This is a genomic window from Pseudomonas sp. NFACC04-2, from assembly GCF_900119265.1.
Taxonomy (GTDB): Bacteria; Pseudomonadota; Gammaproteobacteria; order Pseudomonadales; family Pseudomonadaceae; genus Aquipseudomonas; species Aquipseudomonas fluorescens_AA.
In genome coordinates this window covers 18,855-34,776 of sequence record NZ_FPJC01000037.1, presented here as the reverse complement: position 1 = coordinate 34,776, position 15,922 = coordinate 18,855, and the positions used below count along the sequence as shown (strand labels likewise).

At 61.2% G+C, this 15,922-nt stretch carries 8 protein-coding genes and 2 tRNA genes; 8 read left to right on the top strand and 2 right to left on the bottom strand.

Features of this window, described 5'->3' with window-relative positions:
- The first annotated feature begins 18 nt into the window (after positions 1–18).
- Positions 19–95: transfer RNA gene (locus BT125_RS27550), tRNA-Arg, on the top strand.
- Between the two features lie 40 nt (positions 96–135).
- Here BT125_RS27550 and BT125_RS27545 read toward each other — a convergent pair.
- Entirely contained in the window at positions 136–639 is a 504-nt protein-coding gene (locus BT125_RS27545) for a cell envelope protein SmpA (RefSeq protein WP_072412264.1), read from the bottom strand.
- A 322-nt stretch (positions 640–961) separates the two neighbouring features.
- Between BT125_RS27545 and mgtE the strand changes: the two genes are divergently transcribed.
- Positions 962–2,404 (top strand): magnesium transporter, encoded by a 1,443-nt coding sequence (gene mgtE, locus BT125_RS27540; protein ID WP_072412261.1) that lies wholly within the window; start codon positions 962–964, stop codon positions 2,402–2,404.
- A gap of 43 nt (positions 2,405–2,447) precedes the next feature.
- On the top strand, positions 2,448–2,681 hold the full coding sequence (locus BT125_RS27535) for a hypothetical protein (RefSeq protein WP_139271815.1): 234 nt from the start codon (positions 2,448–2,450) through the stop codon (positions 2,679–2,681).
- Between the two features lie 25 nt (positions 2,682–2,706).
- On the opposite strand, the gene BT125_RS27530 is transcribed toward BT125_RS27535, so the two are convergent.
- Positions 2,707–3,033 (bottom strand): Arc family DNA-binding protein, encoded by a 327-nt coding sequence (locus BT125_RS27530; RefSeq protein WP_060741019.1) that lies wholly within the window; start codon positions 3,031–3,033, stop codon positions 2,707–2,709.
- A 529-nt stretch (positions 3,034–3,562) separates the two neighbouring features.
- On the opposite strand from BT125_RS27530, the gene BT125_RS27525 reads away from it, so the two are divergent.
- From BT125_RS27525 to BT125_RS27505, 5 genes are all read left to right on the top strand, one after another.
- Positions 3,563–3,639, top strand: a tRNA-Arg gene (locus BT125_RS27525).
- A gap of 460 nt (positions 3,640–4,099) precedes the next feature.
- Positions 4,100–5,761, top strand: a complete 1,662-nt coding sequence (locus BT125_RS27520; protein WP_072412257.1) for a ShlB/FhaC/HecB family hemolysin secretion/activation protein — start codon at positions 4,100–4,102, stop codon at positions 5,759–5,761.
- A 9-nt stretch (positions 5,762–5,770) separates the two neighbouring features.
- On the top strand, positions 5,771–6,289 hold the full coding sequence (locus BT125_RS27515) for a toxin-activating lysine-acyltransferase (RefSeq protein WP_060741021.1): 519 nt from the start codon (positions 5,771–5,773) through the stop codon (positions 6,287–6,289).
- A gap of 45 nt (positions 6,290–6,334) precedes the next feature.
- The gene (locus tag BT125_RS27510) at positions 6,335–15,556 is read left to right on the top strand and encodes a two-partner secretion domain-containing protein (RefSeq protein WP_072412255.1); all 9,222 of its coding nucleotides are present in this window, start codon (positions 6,335–6,337) and stop codon (positions 15,554–15,556) included.
- Complete coding sequence (locus tag BT125_RS27505) at positions 15,556–15,885, top strand: immunity protein YezG family protein (RefSeq protein WP_072412253.1); 330 nt, start codon at positions 15,556–15,558, stop codon at positions 15,883–15,885. The genes BT125_RS27510 and BT125_RS27505 overlap by 1 nt, the downstream gene beginning before the upstream one ends.
- Positions 15,886–15,922: the final 37 nt, after the last annotated feature.

The window sequence follows — 15,922 nt, the reverse complement described above, 5'->3', positions numbered from 1 at the left end:
GGTATAAAACCACAACTTGCACTCGTAGCTCAGCTGGATAGAGTACTCGGCTACGAACCGAGCGGTCACAGGTTCGAATCCTGTCGAGTGCACCAAACACCAAAAAGCCCGCGTTTAACGCGGGCTTTTTGCTGTCTACGATTTGCCTTTCACGCACCCCCTTTCATCGAACACGACCTCTGCGCTGCGACCTTTCTTCGCCTTGTAGGTATACCGTGTGCTCGAATTTCGAATCTTGATTGAGTCTGGCTTGCCCAAGGCGCTCTCGACGTCCTGTTGGCTCATGCCGACGACGATTCGTCGTTCCAGAATGGCATCGCGGCGTTGCCTGGCATCGATGAGGTTCCCGCAGCGGTCCTGGAACTGGCCGACCACGGTCGGCTCCTTGCGTGTGATTGTGTTGCCGGATGTTTGCCAGCGCTCCGCTTCGGGCAGCATCGCCTTGGTCGTCGGCTCGATCGAACCTGGGCTGTAGGGATGGATCTGCTGCAGTGACAGGGTTTCACCCGGGCCACAACTCAAGGTGGTGAATGTCACGTGCCCCGCGAGGCTTTCGCAGCGATGCACGGTTTGCCCGGCGGCCCACAAAGGCAGGCAGGGCAGGCTGGCGAGCAGGAACAGGTAGTGGTTGATGGGCATCCGGTCGTCCTCCTTGACGGTGCAGGAGAACAGGGTAGTCGCCGCATTTCTGTCGAGGCATGTGTTTTCTTTTCCGGATAAGTCGTCGTAAAGCGCAAGGTTCAGCCTGCGTTCAGGTTTGTCTCGCAAGCGCTTGTTCTTGCCATGATTTTTTAGCGTTTTAAAGCGTCAAGCGGTGTATGATTGCGCCCGTCAGCCCCGCCGGGGCTTTGGAATATCTCCATGGACTTACCCAGTAGTTACTCAATATTTAGTTTTGCCAATCATGAATTAACTGATTGATCCTTCCGGCGTGCTCCACTGCTGGGAGTGGAGTTCGCCTATGACCCAAGTAGAAGTAAAAAAAACGCAGGAAAGCCTTCAGGATCGTCTCGCTCAAGTCGTTGAGCTGCTGCAGCGCCAGCGGGTCGTCGAAGAGCTGACGCATCGCCAGGAAGGCCCGAATCATGACCGGGTCGAGAACCTGGTCCACCGGCAGAATCTCGTCGAGCTGCAACGCAAGCTCGATGATCTGCACTCCGCCGACGTCGCCTACATTCTTGAAGCCTTGCCCCTGGAAGAGCGTCTGACGGTCTGGCAGTTGGTCAAGGCTGATCGAGACGGTGACATCCTGCTCGAAGTGTCGGACTCGGTTCGGGAAACCCTGATCGCCGACATGGATGATCACGAGTTGCTGGCGGCGGCCAAGGAAATGGACGCCGACGAACTCGCCGACCTTGCGCCCGAACTGCCACGGGACGTTGTCCACGAACTGATGGAAGCCCTCGATGGCCAGCAACGTGAGCGTGTGCGCTCGGCGTTGTCCTATGACGAGGAGCAGGTCGGTGCGTTGATGGACTTCGAGATGGTGACGATCCGCGAGGATGTCAGCCTTGAAGTGGTCTTGCGCTACCTGCGTCGCCTCAAGGAACTGCCTGGCCATACCGACAAGCTTTTCGTGGTCGACTACGACGGCGTGCTCAAGGGCGTGCTGCCCATCAAGCGTTTGCTCGTCAACGACCCGGAAAAGCAAGTGGCTGAGGTCATGGCCAGCGATCCGGTGAGCTTCCACCCGGACGAAGACGCCTACGATGCGGCCCAGGCATTCGAACGTTATGACTTGATTTCTGCACCGGTGGTTGACAAGAACGGCAAGCTGATCGGCCGTCTGACCATCGATGAAATGGTCGACTTGATTCGTGAGGAAAGCGAAAGCGAAGTCCTCAACATGGCCGGTCTGCGCGAAGAAGAAGACATCTTCGCCTCGGTCTGGAAGTCCCTGCGTAACCGCTGGGCCTGGCTGGCGATCAACCTGATCACGGCGTTTGTCGCTTCCCGGGTCATCGGCCTGTTCGAAGGCTCCATCGAGAAGTTGGTGGCGCTGGCGGCGCTGATGCCCATCGTCGCCGGTATTGGCGGCAACTCCGGTAACCAGACCATTACCATGATCGTCCGTGCCATGGCGCTGGACCAGGTCAGCACCGGCAATACATCACGATTGATGCGCAAGGAACTGGCGGTCTCCTTGATCAACGGCGTGATTTGGGGTGGGGTGATTGGTGTGGTGGCTTACCTGCTTTATGGCAGCTGGTCGCTGGGGGTGGTCATGACGGCGGCAATGACGCTCAACCTGCTGCTGGCGGCATTGATGGGGGTCTTGATCCCCATGACCCTGGCCCGCATGGGGCGCGATCCTGCCATGGGTGCCAGCGTCATGATTACCGCTGTGACCGATAGCGGCGGGTTCTTCATTTTCCTGGGATTGGCGACGATTTTCCTGCTCTGATCGCTCATCGAGAAACCCGCCTGTTTGGCGTAGAACTGTTCGCTTGGAAAAAACGGCGCTTCTTTCAGAAATGGGAAGCGCCGTTTTTTTGCGCTTCTTTCGATTGGTGGGCGTCGAGATCAAGCGTTCAAAGCAAGAGCAGCCGGCAGGTCCAGCCGCTATGCAACGGCGCCACCGCTATCGCGAGCAAGCTCGCTCCCACATGGGGTTGCGGGTGATTGACCAAGTGCTTCTATCGGGCCTGGCCAAACGCCAGGCAAAAAAAAGCCAGCGCTAGGCTGGCTTGAGTGTTTTGGCTGTGATCAGGTCGCTTCTGCGGCCATCTCTACGTCATGGGCGATCAGCGAAACGAGGGCGTTCTGCTGACGATGGGAGAGTTGTCGGAAGCGTTGAAGCAGCTCGCGCTCATGCAAAGACAGCTCGGGGCTGTCCAGGCGCATGCTCAGCTCTTCACCCAGTGCGCCTTCCTGAATCAGGCTTTGCTCCAGGCGCGCAATGATTTCAGAGTTCATGCTGCGATGATGATTACGAGCCACCTCGGCAATGCGTTCCCGCATTCCGTCTGGCAGACGCACGACGAACTTGTCAGCCGTACGGCTGGAATAAATTGCCTTTGTCATTGGGCGCATATTTATTTAACCGGTTAGTTCAGGGGAGCGGTTCTCGGGATTGGCCGCAGGATGTCGATAGGACAAGCTCCACTGCCAAATGTTCAACCTGAATTGTTAAGAGGCCCGCATCATGCCTCAAAATTGCCAGATCATTGGCGCCAATTCTGTGACAAATTCTGATCCGGGTAAAGGCGTTATGCCAGCACCTTTCATCAAAAAATGCGGACTGGTTGGAAAAAAACAACAGGTTCGCATTTTGTGACCATCGGATCGTGTCGATGTGCCATACCGTCTGGCGGATAACGGAAATGGACCAAACACACTTGCCGTCCCTGTCTTGTACAGGATAGTGGCAAATGGCCGATTTACTAGGATAAACACGCCAGGGGCAGATGAATGGCGGCACGGGGCCAGCCGCTGGGCGTTGTCAGCCTTCCAAGCAGCACCATTTGCCTACACTTAAAAAACAGCGACGACATGACAAACCCAGGGTAGGTCGTTAACATGCACGCCGTCCCGCGCACCACGGTCCTTGTGGTCGACTTGTGTCTCAGTAGCTCAATTGGATAGAGCATCCCCCTCCTAAGGGGAAGGTTGGCAGTTCGAACCTGCCCTGGGACACCATTATAAACAGTGGGTTAGCGCACGTGCCGCTGACTTTTCCTGGCTGCATTGCCCCTCTCCAAATGAACGGCCCCGGTTCGAGCGCGTCGTTCATGCCTCGCACAGCGCCTCATTCCCCCAAGCTGTGACCAACTGCCCATTTTTACCCATTGGTATCGAACATATTTCGGTCACGGGAAACTTTCTCCCCACTCTGCTATCAGACCGTCTCGGTACGTTGTAGGACTTTTCCTTCGTTTCCGATGGATTACGTACCTCATTATTTATCTGTGTCAGTGCCAATGCCGCTTCCGGCTAGCCTGACTCACCGTGTCTTCGATTCAGGCCACAAGGATGTGACATGCAGCCAGCCGCACCCTGCCGAACGCGTAAACCGAGCAGCCCTCGCCGTTGTGGTGACGCCCCCCGTTCATCTGCACAAAACGCCAAGCGTCTCGCGCTGTGGTTGATAGCGGCGGGGATGACGTGCGCATGGAGCGCTGCGCAAGCGGCCGGACCTGAAGACGAACTATTGCGCCAGCAAGAGCGCGAGCGGGGGTTGAGGGAGCAACTGGAATCCCGGCCGGACGTGCGCCTGCAGGCGGCACCCGTGGATGAAGGTATCGAGCGCTTGCCTGCCAAGGAGACGCCCTGCTTTGCCATCAATGACATCCGCCTGATCGGCGAGGCGTCGGAAAAATTCCAGTGGGCGTTGCGCGCCGCCAATCCCAAGGATGATCCCGCCGTCGGTCGTTGCCTCGGCGGCGGCGGGATCAACCTGACGATGAAGCGCATGCAGAACGCGATCATCGAGGCCGGCTACGTCACCACTCGTGTGCTCGCCGAAGCCCAGGACTTGAACAGTGGGGTGCTGGTGTTGACCCTGGTGCCAGGGCGCATTCGCGAGATTCGTTTCGAGGAGGGTACCAGCGCCCGCGCCAATGCCTGGAACGCGATGCCGGCCAATCCTGGCGATCTGCTCAACTTGCGCGACATCGAGCAGGCGCTGGAGAACTTCAAGCGCGTGCCGACCGCTGAGGCCGACATCAAGATCGCGCCAGCCCGTGCCGCCGACGCCAGACCCGGTGAGAGCGACGTGGTGATCGCCTGGAGCCAGCGGTTCCCCGCCCGGGTGAGCCTGTCGGTGGACAATTCGGGCAGCAAGAGCACGGGCAAATACCAGGGCAACATATCGCTGTCCTTGGACAACCTGCTGTCGCTCAACGATTTGTTCTACGCCAGCGTCAACCATGACTTGGGCGGCGGCGAGTCCGGGCACCGCGGTTCCGATGGCAGCACGCTGCATTATTCGCTGCCGTTCGGTTACTGGCAGTTGGGGTTCACCAGCAGCGAATACAACTACGAACAGTCCGTTGCCGGCGCTAACCAGTCCTATCAGTACCGAGGCGAGAGTCGTAACAACGAGGTGCGCCTGTCGCGCCTGCTGTACCGCGACGCCGTTCGCAAGACCACCGCCTGGGGCAGCCTGTGGACGCGCTCGTCGGAGAACTTCATCGACGACACCGAGGTCGGCAACCAGAAACGCCGCATGGCTGGCTGGCAGTTGGGGTTGGACCATCGGGAGTTCATTGGCGCTTCGATTCTTGACCTGGGCGTCGCCTATCGTCGCGGCACCGGTGCCCACGACGCGCTCAGGGCACCTGAGGAAGATTTTGACGCCGGTACGTCGCGCTCGCAGATCATCACCGCCGATGCCCAATTGCAGGTGCCGTTCCAGGTCGGCGATCAGCGCCTGCGCTACATCGGTGGCTGGCGCGCGCAATGGAACCGTACGCCGTTGGTGCCCCAGGATCGCTTCTCCATCGGCGGGCGCTACAGCGTGCGCGGCTTCGATGGTGAAAACATTCTTTCCGCCGACCGTGGCTGGACCCTGCGCAACGAAATAGGCCTGTCCCTGGGGCAGACCGGCCAGGAGCTCTACACCGGCATCGACTATGGCGAAGTCAGCGGCCAATCCAGTGAGTTCCTGATCGGCCAGCGCCTGGCGGGGGCCGTGGTGGGTATACGCGGCGGTTACAAGGGCCTGTCCTATGACTGGTCGGTAGGTACGCCGTTGAAGAAACCCGATGGTTTCGAGACGGCCAACGTGACCAGCGCGTTCACCGTCATCTGGTCATTCTGAGGTGATCCCATGCAGTTCGAGACGCTAGACATTATCGCTCCTGGCCTGATCGACGAACCCTGGAGCGAAGCCGCGGTGTTCGGCTCCGCCACCTGGTTGTGGATGCATTCCAAGGCCCATCGCGATGCGCCGTTGCACACCTTGCCGACATTGCTGTTGCCGGCGCTCAAGCATCGCCAGTTCGTGCTCGGCTCCGAACACGGCAAGCCGGTGTTCTACCTGTCCTGGCTCAACCTCGACGAGGCGGCAGAGCAACGTTACCTGCGCCAGTCGCCGCTGGCGCTGAGCCAAGAGGACTGGAACAGCGGCGAACGTCTCTGGCTCAACGACTGGGTCGCCCCCTTTGGCCACACGGCGGTATTGAGCCGCCTGTTGCAACGTCACCTTTTCATCGATCGCTGCGCCCGTGCCCTCTACCACCGAGGCGACGAGCGTGGCCTGCGGGTCAAGACATTCCAAGGGATCGGGGTCATCCCCGAACAGGCCCAGGCCTGGTTTGCCGCTCACCCGCTGGCAGTCGAAGCGTAACTCCAACCACTGGTCGTGCGGGCAGGCTCCGCAAATGGAATTGCTATGAACAAGCATCTGTACCGAATCGTTTTCAACAAGGCCCGCGGGCTGTTGATGGTCGTGGCCGAGAACGTCACCAGCCAGGTCAAGGCGCCGGGGACCCGCTCCGGGCCGACGACGGGCGCAGCGGCCTGCACGGCGACACTTGGGGCGTTGCGCTTTGCCGTGATGACAGCGATTGGCCTGGTGTCCTTGAGCGTGGCACCGACCTGGGCCGGCACCATCGTCGCCGACCCAGGCGCTCCGGCGGGCCAACGACCGACGGTGATACAAAGCGCCAACGGCACGCCGCAGGTGAATATCCGCGCGCCCAGCGCCGGCGGTGTCTCGCGCAACACCTACAACCAGTTCGACGTCGATAGCCGGGGGGTGATCCTCAACAACGGCACGGGCAACAGCCAGACGAAACTGGGCGGTTGGATCGAAGGCAACCCGATGTTGGGCAATGGCAGCGCGCGGGTCATCCTCAACGAAGTCAACTCCAGCAACCCCAGCCAATTGCGCGGTTACGTCGAAGTTGCCGGCCAGCGTGCCGAAGTGGTCATCGCCAACCCATCCGGTATCACTTGCAACGGTTGCGGCTTCATCAACGCCGACCGGGCCACCCTCAGCACCGGCCGGGCGCAGTTGGAGAACGGGCGCATCACGGGCTACACCGTGCAGGGCGGCGCGATCAACATCGAAGGCAAAGGCCTGGATGCCCGCGAGGCCGACTACACGGACCTGATTGCCCGCTCGGTGCAGGTCAACGCCGGGGTGTGGGCCAACGACTTGAAGGTCACCGCCGGACGTAATCAGGTCAATGCCGACAACACCCAGGCCACGCCGCTGCCAGGCGCCGAGGGAGAAAAACCCACCGTTGCCATCGACGTTGCCAAGCTCGGCGGCATGTATGCCGGGAAGATCATGCTGGTGGGCACGGAGTCCGGCGTGGGGGTGCGCAACGCCGGGCAGATCGGCGCCATGGCTGGTGAGGTGGTGATCAGCGCCGACGGCAAATTGCAAAACCAGGGCGCGATCAGCAGCACAACGGCAACGCAAATCACTGCCGCCAGCGTTGAAAACAGCGGCACGCTCTACGCCAAGGGCGACCTGAGGCTCGACAGCGCCGGTGACATCGACAACAGCGGCACCGTTGCCAGCCAGAACCACACCACACTCACCGCCAAGACCATTCGCAGCACCACGGCCTCGAGCCTGGCGGCGGGCGTTGGTGCGGACGGCAAGCTGGGCAAAAGTGGCAACCTCGCGCTGCGGGCCACCACGATCAAGGCGCAGGGCCAGAACCTTGCCGGCGGCGATCTCGGCGTCGGGGCCGCTGACCTGGACCTGAGCGGCAGCCAGACCCTGGGCCGCAACGTCACTCTGACGGCCAGTTCCGGCGATGCCAACCTCAGTGGTAGCCAAGTCGATGCGACCCAGGTGCTGACCGCCAAGGCGGCCAAGACCCTGCGTACCGATGGGGCCAAAGTCAGCGCTGGCAACCTGCAATTGAGCGCGCGGGATGTGTCCAATGCCGGCGGTGAACTGGTGCAGACGGGGACCGCCGACACGTCGATCACCGCCGCCGCTACGCTCGACAACAGCAGTGGGCGGATTGCCTCCAACGCCAGCAACCTGAAGCTTGGCGCCAATCGCCTCGACAACAGCAAAGGCAAGGTCGAGCACGCTGGCAAAGGTACCCTGGACATCCAGGCCAACCAGTTGGCCGGCAGCAAAGGCACTCTGGCGAGCAATGGTAAGTTGAGCGTCAAGGCCAGTGAGGTGGTGGTCGATGACGGCCTGACCCAAGGCCAACAGATCACGCTCGACACCACGACCCTGTCCAACCAGCGTGGACGCATTCTCCAGACCGGCGCGCAACCGTTGCAGGTCACCGCCCGTGAACGCTTCGACAACCAGGCCGGGCAAGTCAGCGCTCCCGCAGCGGTGGTCTTGAAGGTCGGCACGTTGAACAACCAGGGCGGCAAAGTCCTCGCCACCGATAACGGTGCGTTGACCGTCACGGCCGACAAAGAGATCAATAACGGCGGCGGGACGCTGGCCGCCAGCGGTACGACAAAGGTCAGCGGCGAGGCGCTGGATAATACCCAAGGCACGGTGAGTGCCGGCGGTGAGCTGGACGCGACGTTCGATCGCTTGAACAACATCGGTGGCACGCTGGCCGCGACCCAGCGCATGCAGATCATCGCCGGGCAATTGAACAACACCAACGGCGTGCTGGGCTCGGTGAAGTCCGGGTTGCTGGTCAGTGTTTCGGCAGATGCGCTGAACAACAGCGGCGGGCGCCTTGAAGCGCTGGGCAATATCACGCTGTCGGCCCAAGGTTTGAATAACCAGAGCGGGGTGATCAGCGGCCAGGCCTTGGACCTGAACAGCCACGGCCTGCTGATGGACAACAGCCAGGGCACGTTGAATGCTGGTGCGACCCTCGACCTGCGCAGCGGTGAGTTACGCAACGCGGCGGGCCTGATCCAGGCCAAGGGCAAGCTGTTCATCGACACCGGCAGCCAGGCGCTTAACAACCTTCAGTCCGGCACCACCCAAGGCATCAGCGGCCAGGACGCGGTGGAAATCCACAGTGCCCATTTCAACAACAGCGCCGGTTTCCTCGGTGCCAAGGGCGCGCTGGTGCTCAAGGCCACCGACCTGACCAACGGCAGCGGCGGCCAGATCATTGGCCAGAAGAGCGTTCAGGTCGAAGGCGCCCGGGTGGATAACCGCGGCGGTCAGTTGCAGGGCCTCGGCGATGTTCAGTTGTCGCTGGGTGAGACGCTCAACAACCAGGGCGGGCTGGTGCGCAGCGCGGGCACCCTGGGCGTGACTGCCGACGTGCTCGACAACAGCGCCACCCAAGGTGCCAACCAGGGGCTCGAAGGTCGCGCCATGAGCCTGGCGCTCAACACCTTCGGCAACCAGGCCGGTGCCGTGCGCGCCGACCAAGGGTTGTCCATCGGCGTCAGCCAAGCGTTGGATAACCAGGGCGGCCTGATTTCCTCGGGGGCCGGCCTGACCATCACCGATCGCGATCCGGCGCAACGTCGCCAGTCGGTTAACAACCTCGACGGGACCTTGCTCGCCGGCAGCCTGTTGTCCCTCAACGCCGCCTATTACGCGGGCACCGGTCGGGCCCTGAGCCTGGGCGACCTGACGTTCAGCCTGCAAAGTGGCCTGGACCTGAGTGGACAGATCCAGGCCAATAACAAGGTTGACCTGAGTACCGATGGCGCTTTCAACAACAGCGGAAAGCTGCTGGCGGGCAATCTCCTGCTGGTGCACTCGCAAACGCTGGACAACGCCGCCAACGGCGAGATCAGCGCCGGCCAGGTTCGCCTGAACATCAACGACAGCCTGACCAACCGTGGTCTGATCGACGGCCAGCAAGTGCGTGTGCAAGCGCTGTCGCTCAACAACCTGGGCACCGGGCGCCTGTACGGTGATCGATTGGCGATCGCCACCTCGACACTGAGCAACCGCGATGAAAACGGTGTCGCCGCGACCATCGCCGCCCGCGAGTCGCTGGACATTGGCACCGGCACCCTGGACAACCGCGAACGGGCGCTGATCTTCAGTGCCGGGGACCTCGCCATCGGCGGTGCGCTGAGCGCCACTGACAAGGCCCAGGACCGGGCCCAACTGCTGACCAACGCCAGCGCGACCATCGAGGCCCTCGGCAACCTGTCGCTCGATGTGCAAAGTGTGCGCAACACCAACGAACACTTCAGCACCCAACAGGTGGAAGTCAGCCGCACGGCCTTGCAGGAGTTCCAGCTCAGCGGTTCGCCGAACCGCTACCAGGGCGACCAGATTTCCCTGCGCAACGATGAGGTCCTGTACCTCTACACGCCTGAGGGGCGCAAAGACAACTGGAACCGCTACGACTACACCCGCGTGGTCCAGGAAACCCAGATCGCCACCTCGGCGCCGGCGCAGATCCTCTCTGGCGGGACGATGCAGATCAACGCAGGCGATGTGCTCAACGACAAGAGCCGCATCATTGCCGGCGGGTTGTTGCAGGCCAACATTGCCAGCCTGACCAACACCGAACTGACCGGCCAGCGCACTACCACCGACAGTGGCACCGCTACGAATTTCTATCGCATCCAGCGCAAGGGCCGGGACCGCCAAGGAACAGCCGTCACGGCCTACACGCCTGCCCCCTTGATCCAGGACATCACCCTGCAACCGACCGTGTTCGCCCAGAACGCCGCTGGCAACGGTACCGGCACCCAGATCAGTGCCCGCGCCGCACAGGGCGTCAGCGAGCAGATAGCCGCCACAGGCACGGTCAGCGCCCCGGTCGACAGGACCTATCAAGTGGCGCCCATCGTTCAGGTCGCGGCCCAGACCACCCTGAACAGCAAGGGCGTCGCCGAGCAGATCCGCAGCGGCGGGCCATCCCTGGCATTGCCGAACAACAGCCTGTTCAGCACCAACCCCCAGAGCACCAGCAGCTACCTGATCGAAACCGACCCGCGTTTTGCCAGCTATCGCACCTGGCTGTCGTCGGACTACATGCTGCAGCGCCTGCAAGTCGACCCGGCACTGACGCAACAACGTCTGGGCGACGGTTTCTATGAGCAGAAGCTGATTCGCGAGCAAGTGGCGCAACTCACCGGTCGACGTTTCCTCGACGGCTACGCCAATGACGAAGCGCAATACCGTGCCCTGATCGACAACGCCGTGACCGTCGCCAGCCAGTGGCAACTGGTGCCCGGCGTGGCCCTGACCTCCGCGCAGATGGCCCAGTTGACCAGCGACATTGTCTGGCTGGTGCAGAAGCAGGTGACCCTGGCCAACGGTGACACCCGCAACGTGCTGGTGCCGCAAGTGTACGTACGGGTCCAGGAAGGCGACCTCAACGGCGCCGGCGCCCTGATTGCCGGGCAGCAGTTGAACCTGAACATCGCCGGCGACCTGGTCAACAGTGGCAGCCTCGCCGGGCGCAGCGTCATGGCGATCACCGCGCAGAACATCGAGAACCTTGGTGGGCGTATCCAGGCCGACAAGGCATCGCTCACCGCGCGGGAAAACCTCAACAACCTCGGCGGCCTGATCGGTGCCGTGGACAGCCTGTCGGTCAAGGCCGGGCAGGACATCAACGTCATCTCCAGCAGCCGGGACAGCAGCAGTGCCCAAGGCACGCGCACCAACCTGTCGCGGGTCGCCGGGCTGTTCGTCAGCGGCGCCCAGGGCACGATGGGCGTGAGCGCCGGCAACGACCTCAACCTCACCGGGGCCCAGGTGGTCAATGCCGGCAAGGGCGGCAGCACGTTGCTGGAGGCAGGCAAGAACATCAACATGGCCACCGTGGGCGAAGCGCACGAGCAAGGGCTGACCTGGAACAGCAGCAACTGGCGCAAGGACGCCAGCCGGACGGAAGTTGGCTCCCTGGTCCAAGGGCAGGGCGACGTGCGCTTGAACGCGGGCCAGGACCTCAACGCCCGCGCCGCCCGTGTCACCAGCGAGCAAGGCGCGGTATTCGCCGAGGCCAAGCGCGACGTCAACCTGACCGCCGGCCAGAACTACCAGTTCGCCGATGAAGCGCACAAGGTCAAAGGCAGCAACGGGATGTTCTCCAGCAAGACCACCACCACCCGTGACACGATCAGCCAGACCTCCGTCGAAGGCTCCACCCTGAGCGGCGAGCAGACCTATGTCCAGGCCGGTCGCGATATCAACCTCAAGGGCAGTAACGTGGTGTCCACGACCCAGACGGTTCTGGTGGCGGACAACAACGTCAACATCGAAGCCGACACCGCCAGCAGCAGCGAGCGTCACGACAAGTCCGTGAAGAAAAGCGGCCTGTTCAGCGGCGGTGGCATCGCCGTCACCCTGGGGACCCAGCAACAGAGCGTCAAGGACCTCACCACCGAGCACACGGCTGCGGCCAGCACCGTCGGCTCGACCGCCGGCGATGTGTTGATCGAAGCCGGCAAGGGCTATCGCCAGGTGGGCAGCCAGGTGTCGGCGCCACAAGGCAACATCGACGTCACGGCGCAGACCATCGACGTCGTCGAGGCGCGCAACACCCGCGAACGCGAGCGTGAAACCCTGTTCAAGCAGACCGGGTTCACCCTCACCGTGACCAACCCGGTGATCAGCGCGATCCAGACCTCCCAGCAAATGAAACAGGCCTCGGAGAAAACCGACGACGGGCGCATGAAGGCCCTGGCCGCCGCCACCGCCGTGCTGGCCGCCAACAACGCGGCGACCGCCGTGGCGATGGACCCGGGTTCGGCGGGTGGGATCAACATCAGCCTGTCGCTGGGCACCAAGAAGAACGAAAGTACGACCACCTACACCAGCGACAGCGCGGCCGGCTCGACCATGACCGCCGGCAATGACATCCGCCTGCGCGCCACGGGCGCTGGGGCCGCCAGCGACATCACCGTGCAAGGCAGCGATATCAAGGCCGGACGCAACGCCAGCCTGCTGGCGGACGGTGACATCAACCTGCTCGCCGCGCGCAATACCGACAAGCAGGAAACCGACAGCAAAGGCACCAGCGCGAGCATCGGTATCGGCTTTTCCCTGGGTGGCACCCGCAACGGTTTCACCCTGGACCTGGGGGCATCCGGCAGTCGCGGCCAGGCGGATGGCGATGGACTCACCCACACCAATACCCATGTCCAGGCCGGCAACCAGTTGCTGCTGGCCTCCGGCGGCGACACCAACCTCAAAGGCGCGGTGGCCAGCGGCAAACAGGTCCTGGCCGACATCGGCGGCGACCTGAACATCGAAAGCCTGCAAGACACCAACACCTACGTGGTCGATGAGAAGAGCCTGGGCTTTGGCATCAGCCTGTGCATTCCGCCGTTCTGCTACGGCATGAGTTCGGTCAGCGGTGCCAGTGGCAGCTTCGGTGCCACGGACATCGATTCCAACTACGCCAGCGTGACCGAGCAATCGGGCATCAAGGCCGGGGATGACGGTTTCGACATTCGCGTGGGTGGCAACACTGACTTGGTTGGCGGCATCATCGCCAGCAGCGACAAGGCGGTGCAGGACGGCAAGAACCGCCTGGTCACCGCCAGCCTCACCAGCCGCGATATCAAGAACAAGGCCGAGTACGACGCCAGCACCGTCAGCGTCGGGGGCGGCTATCGCGAAGTCGGCAAGGACCAGCAGGGCAACGCTACCAGCGGCGGCACGCAAACCCCTGGCACCGACCTGCCGAAGAATGATAACGACCTCAGCGCCACCATGCCGATTGCCATCAGTGCCAGCGACGACGCCAGCAGCGTCACCCGCAGCGGCATCAGCGGCGGCACCATCGTCATCAGCAACGACGCCGAGCAACAGAAGCGCACCGGCAAGAATGGCGAGCAAACCGTCGCCAGCCTCAACCGTGATGTCTCCAGCGACCGCGACACCACCAACACGCTCAAGCCGATCTTCGACGAAGACGAAATCCGTGCCGGTTTCGAGATCGTCGGAGCGTTCGCCAACGAGGCCAGCACCTTGCTCGCCAACAAGGCCAAGGAAGTCGACCTCAAGCGCAAACAGGCCGAGGCGGCTCAGGCAGCGGCCCTGGACCCCAACGCCCAACTCACCGACACCGAACGCCTGGCGCTGCTCGGCAACGCTCAGCGCCTCAATGCCGAAGCCAGCGGCATTGCCGACAAGTGGGGCGCGGGCGGTACCTACCGGCAGATCACCACTGCCCTGGTGGGCGCGGCCAGCGGCAATATCAGTGGCGGCAACAGTGCGTTCGTCCAAGGGCTGGTGGTCAATTACGTGCAACAGCAGGGCGCCGGCTACATCGGCGACCTGGTGGCGGACGGCAAGCTCACCGAAGGCTCGCCGCTGCACGCCGCCCTGCACGGCATCGTCGCCTGCGCGGGTGCCGCCGCCAGCAGCCAGAGCTGTGGCAGCGGCGCCGCGGGCGCGGCGGCATCGAGCCTGCTCACCGGCCTGTTCTCCGAAGCCAGCCCCGATGAAAGCGAATCCCAGCGTGAAGCCAAGCGCAACCTGATTGTCAGCATCGTCACTGGGCTGGCCGCTACCAGCTCGTCGCTGGACCCGGCCACCGCCACCAGCGCGGCCGGTGCCGCGGTGGACAACAACTGGCTGGCGACTCAGCAATTGGTCCAGGCCGAGAAGGAATATGCTGAGGCTGACCTGGTGGGTAAAGCTAAAGTGGTTGCCAAGTGGGGGTACATCTACCAAAAACAAGAAGTTCTGACCCGGTTCGGCATCGGCAAGGGCTTGGCGCAGGCGGGTTGGAGCGACGTCGAAGGGCTGGCGCAATTCCTCCTTAACCCGGTTGAAGGGATCAAAGGGATCAAAGCCTTGATCGACAATCCCGAGGCTCGCCAGAAACTCGGCGACTCCCTGGTCAATGACGCTAACGCCAAAATCGAGCGCATCCAAGACGCTCTGGAACACGGCGGCGACGAACGTGCCGTGCAATTGGGCCAGGATATTGGCGAACTGGTTTGGCAAGTCGGCACCATCGTCACGGGCGTGGGGACGGCGGCCAAGGGCGGCTTGACCTTGGCGAAAGCCGGGATCAAGGTGGGGGCGGAAGGGCTTGAAAAGATGGCCGATATGGCCAAAATTGCCAAAGCTGAAGCGTCGGCTGGTAAGCCGATGAACTGGACCAGTGTGGAGGGGGCGTATAGCGGGAAACTTGAGGGGGGGTATGGCCCTGGCACGACGACCGTTAATGGGAAGGTTGTCGAGAATCCTGGGGATTACAGTGCTGGGATAAAAAAACCTAGTAAAGTGCTTCGCGAAGTAGAAATTAACTCTGGTGGTAAGGGCGCATGGTCCAAAGAGCTCAATAAGCCTGAACCTAATACAATTTATAAGGTTGATGGAAATAAAGTTTATCAAACAGATAGTTTGGGGCGCGTTGAAAAGGTTGAGTCTGAACTTTCGCTTGTGAAAAATGATAGGAACACATACCAGCAGTGTGTCGCTGGTAAGTGCGGAGTTGCTGGTGATGAGGGAGGGCATCTGATTGCAAGTATTTTTAACGGTCCTGGTGAGAAGTTAAATTTACTTCCCATGAATGGGAATTTAAACAAAGGTGAGTGGAAGGTGATGGAGAATGCATGGGCTTCCGCACTCAAGGAGGGTAAGAGCGTTAGCGTAAAAATCGAGCCTGTGTATACAGATGCTGGCCTCAGGCCGGATAGATTCAATGTTAGGTACTCGATTGATGGTGGACGTCCTGTGATTGTTGATTTTAAAAATGCACCTAAAGGTGGAAACTGATGAGTGAACAGAGGCTGTATCAAAAAATTGGCCAGCTTTTATTGGACGCTGGTCCCTCGGAGGCTCAGAAAATAGTTGTTAGAGCTAGACTTTTTGCCGAGGGCGATGGAGGAAGTTATGAGTTTGATTATTTCGATAAGACAAACCGCTCAAGTTGGTTTGATCCAGACAGCAGGGCCGTGGGAGATTTGACGGAGTTGTTGGTTGAGCTTCGGCGCTATTATGTTGAAAATGGATTGTGCCAAAATGGAAAGGCTTGGTCTTCGTGTGCAGTTACGTTGGATGTAGAGCGGATGAAAATTAGTATTGACTATAATTATGATGATTAGGTTTTTTGTGGAGGTAGGGGACCGAGGATATTGCATT

Bases quoted from the DNA above. Each gene is read 5' to 3' on its own strand.
- mgtE (WP_072412261.1), top strand. From the start codon at position 962: ATGACCCAAGTAGAAGTAAAAAAAACGCAGGAAAGCCTTCAGGATCGT.
- BT125_RS27505 (WP_072412253.1), top strand. From the start codon at position 15,556: ATGAGTGAACAGAGGCTGTATCAAAAAATTGGCCAGCTTTTATTGGAC.
- BT125_RS27530 (WP_060741019.1), bottom strand. From the start codon at position 3,033: ATGCGCCCAATGACAAAGGCAATTTATTCCAGCCGTACGGCTGACAAG.
- BT125_RS27510 (WP_072412255.1), top strand. From the start codon at position 6,335: ATGAACAAGCATCTGTACCGAATCGTTTTCAACAAGGCCCGCGGGCTG.
- BT125_RS27520 (WP_072412257.1), top strand. From the start codon at position 4,100: ATGACGTGCGCATGGAGCGCTGCGCAAGCGGCCGGACCTGAAGACGAA.
- BT125_RS27515 (WP_060741021.1), top strand. From the start codon at position 5,771: ATGCAGTTCGAGACGCTAGACATTATCGCTCCTGGCCTGATCGACGAA.
- BT125_RS27545 (WP_072412264.1), bottom strand. From the start codon at position 639: ATGCCCATCAACCACTACCTGTTCCTGCTCGCCAGCCTGCCCTGCCTG.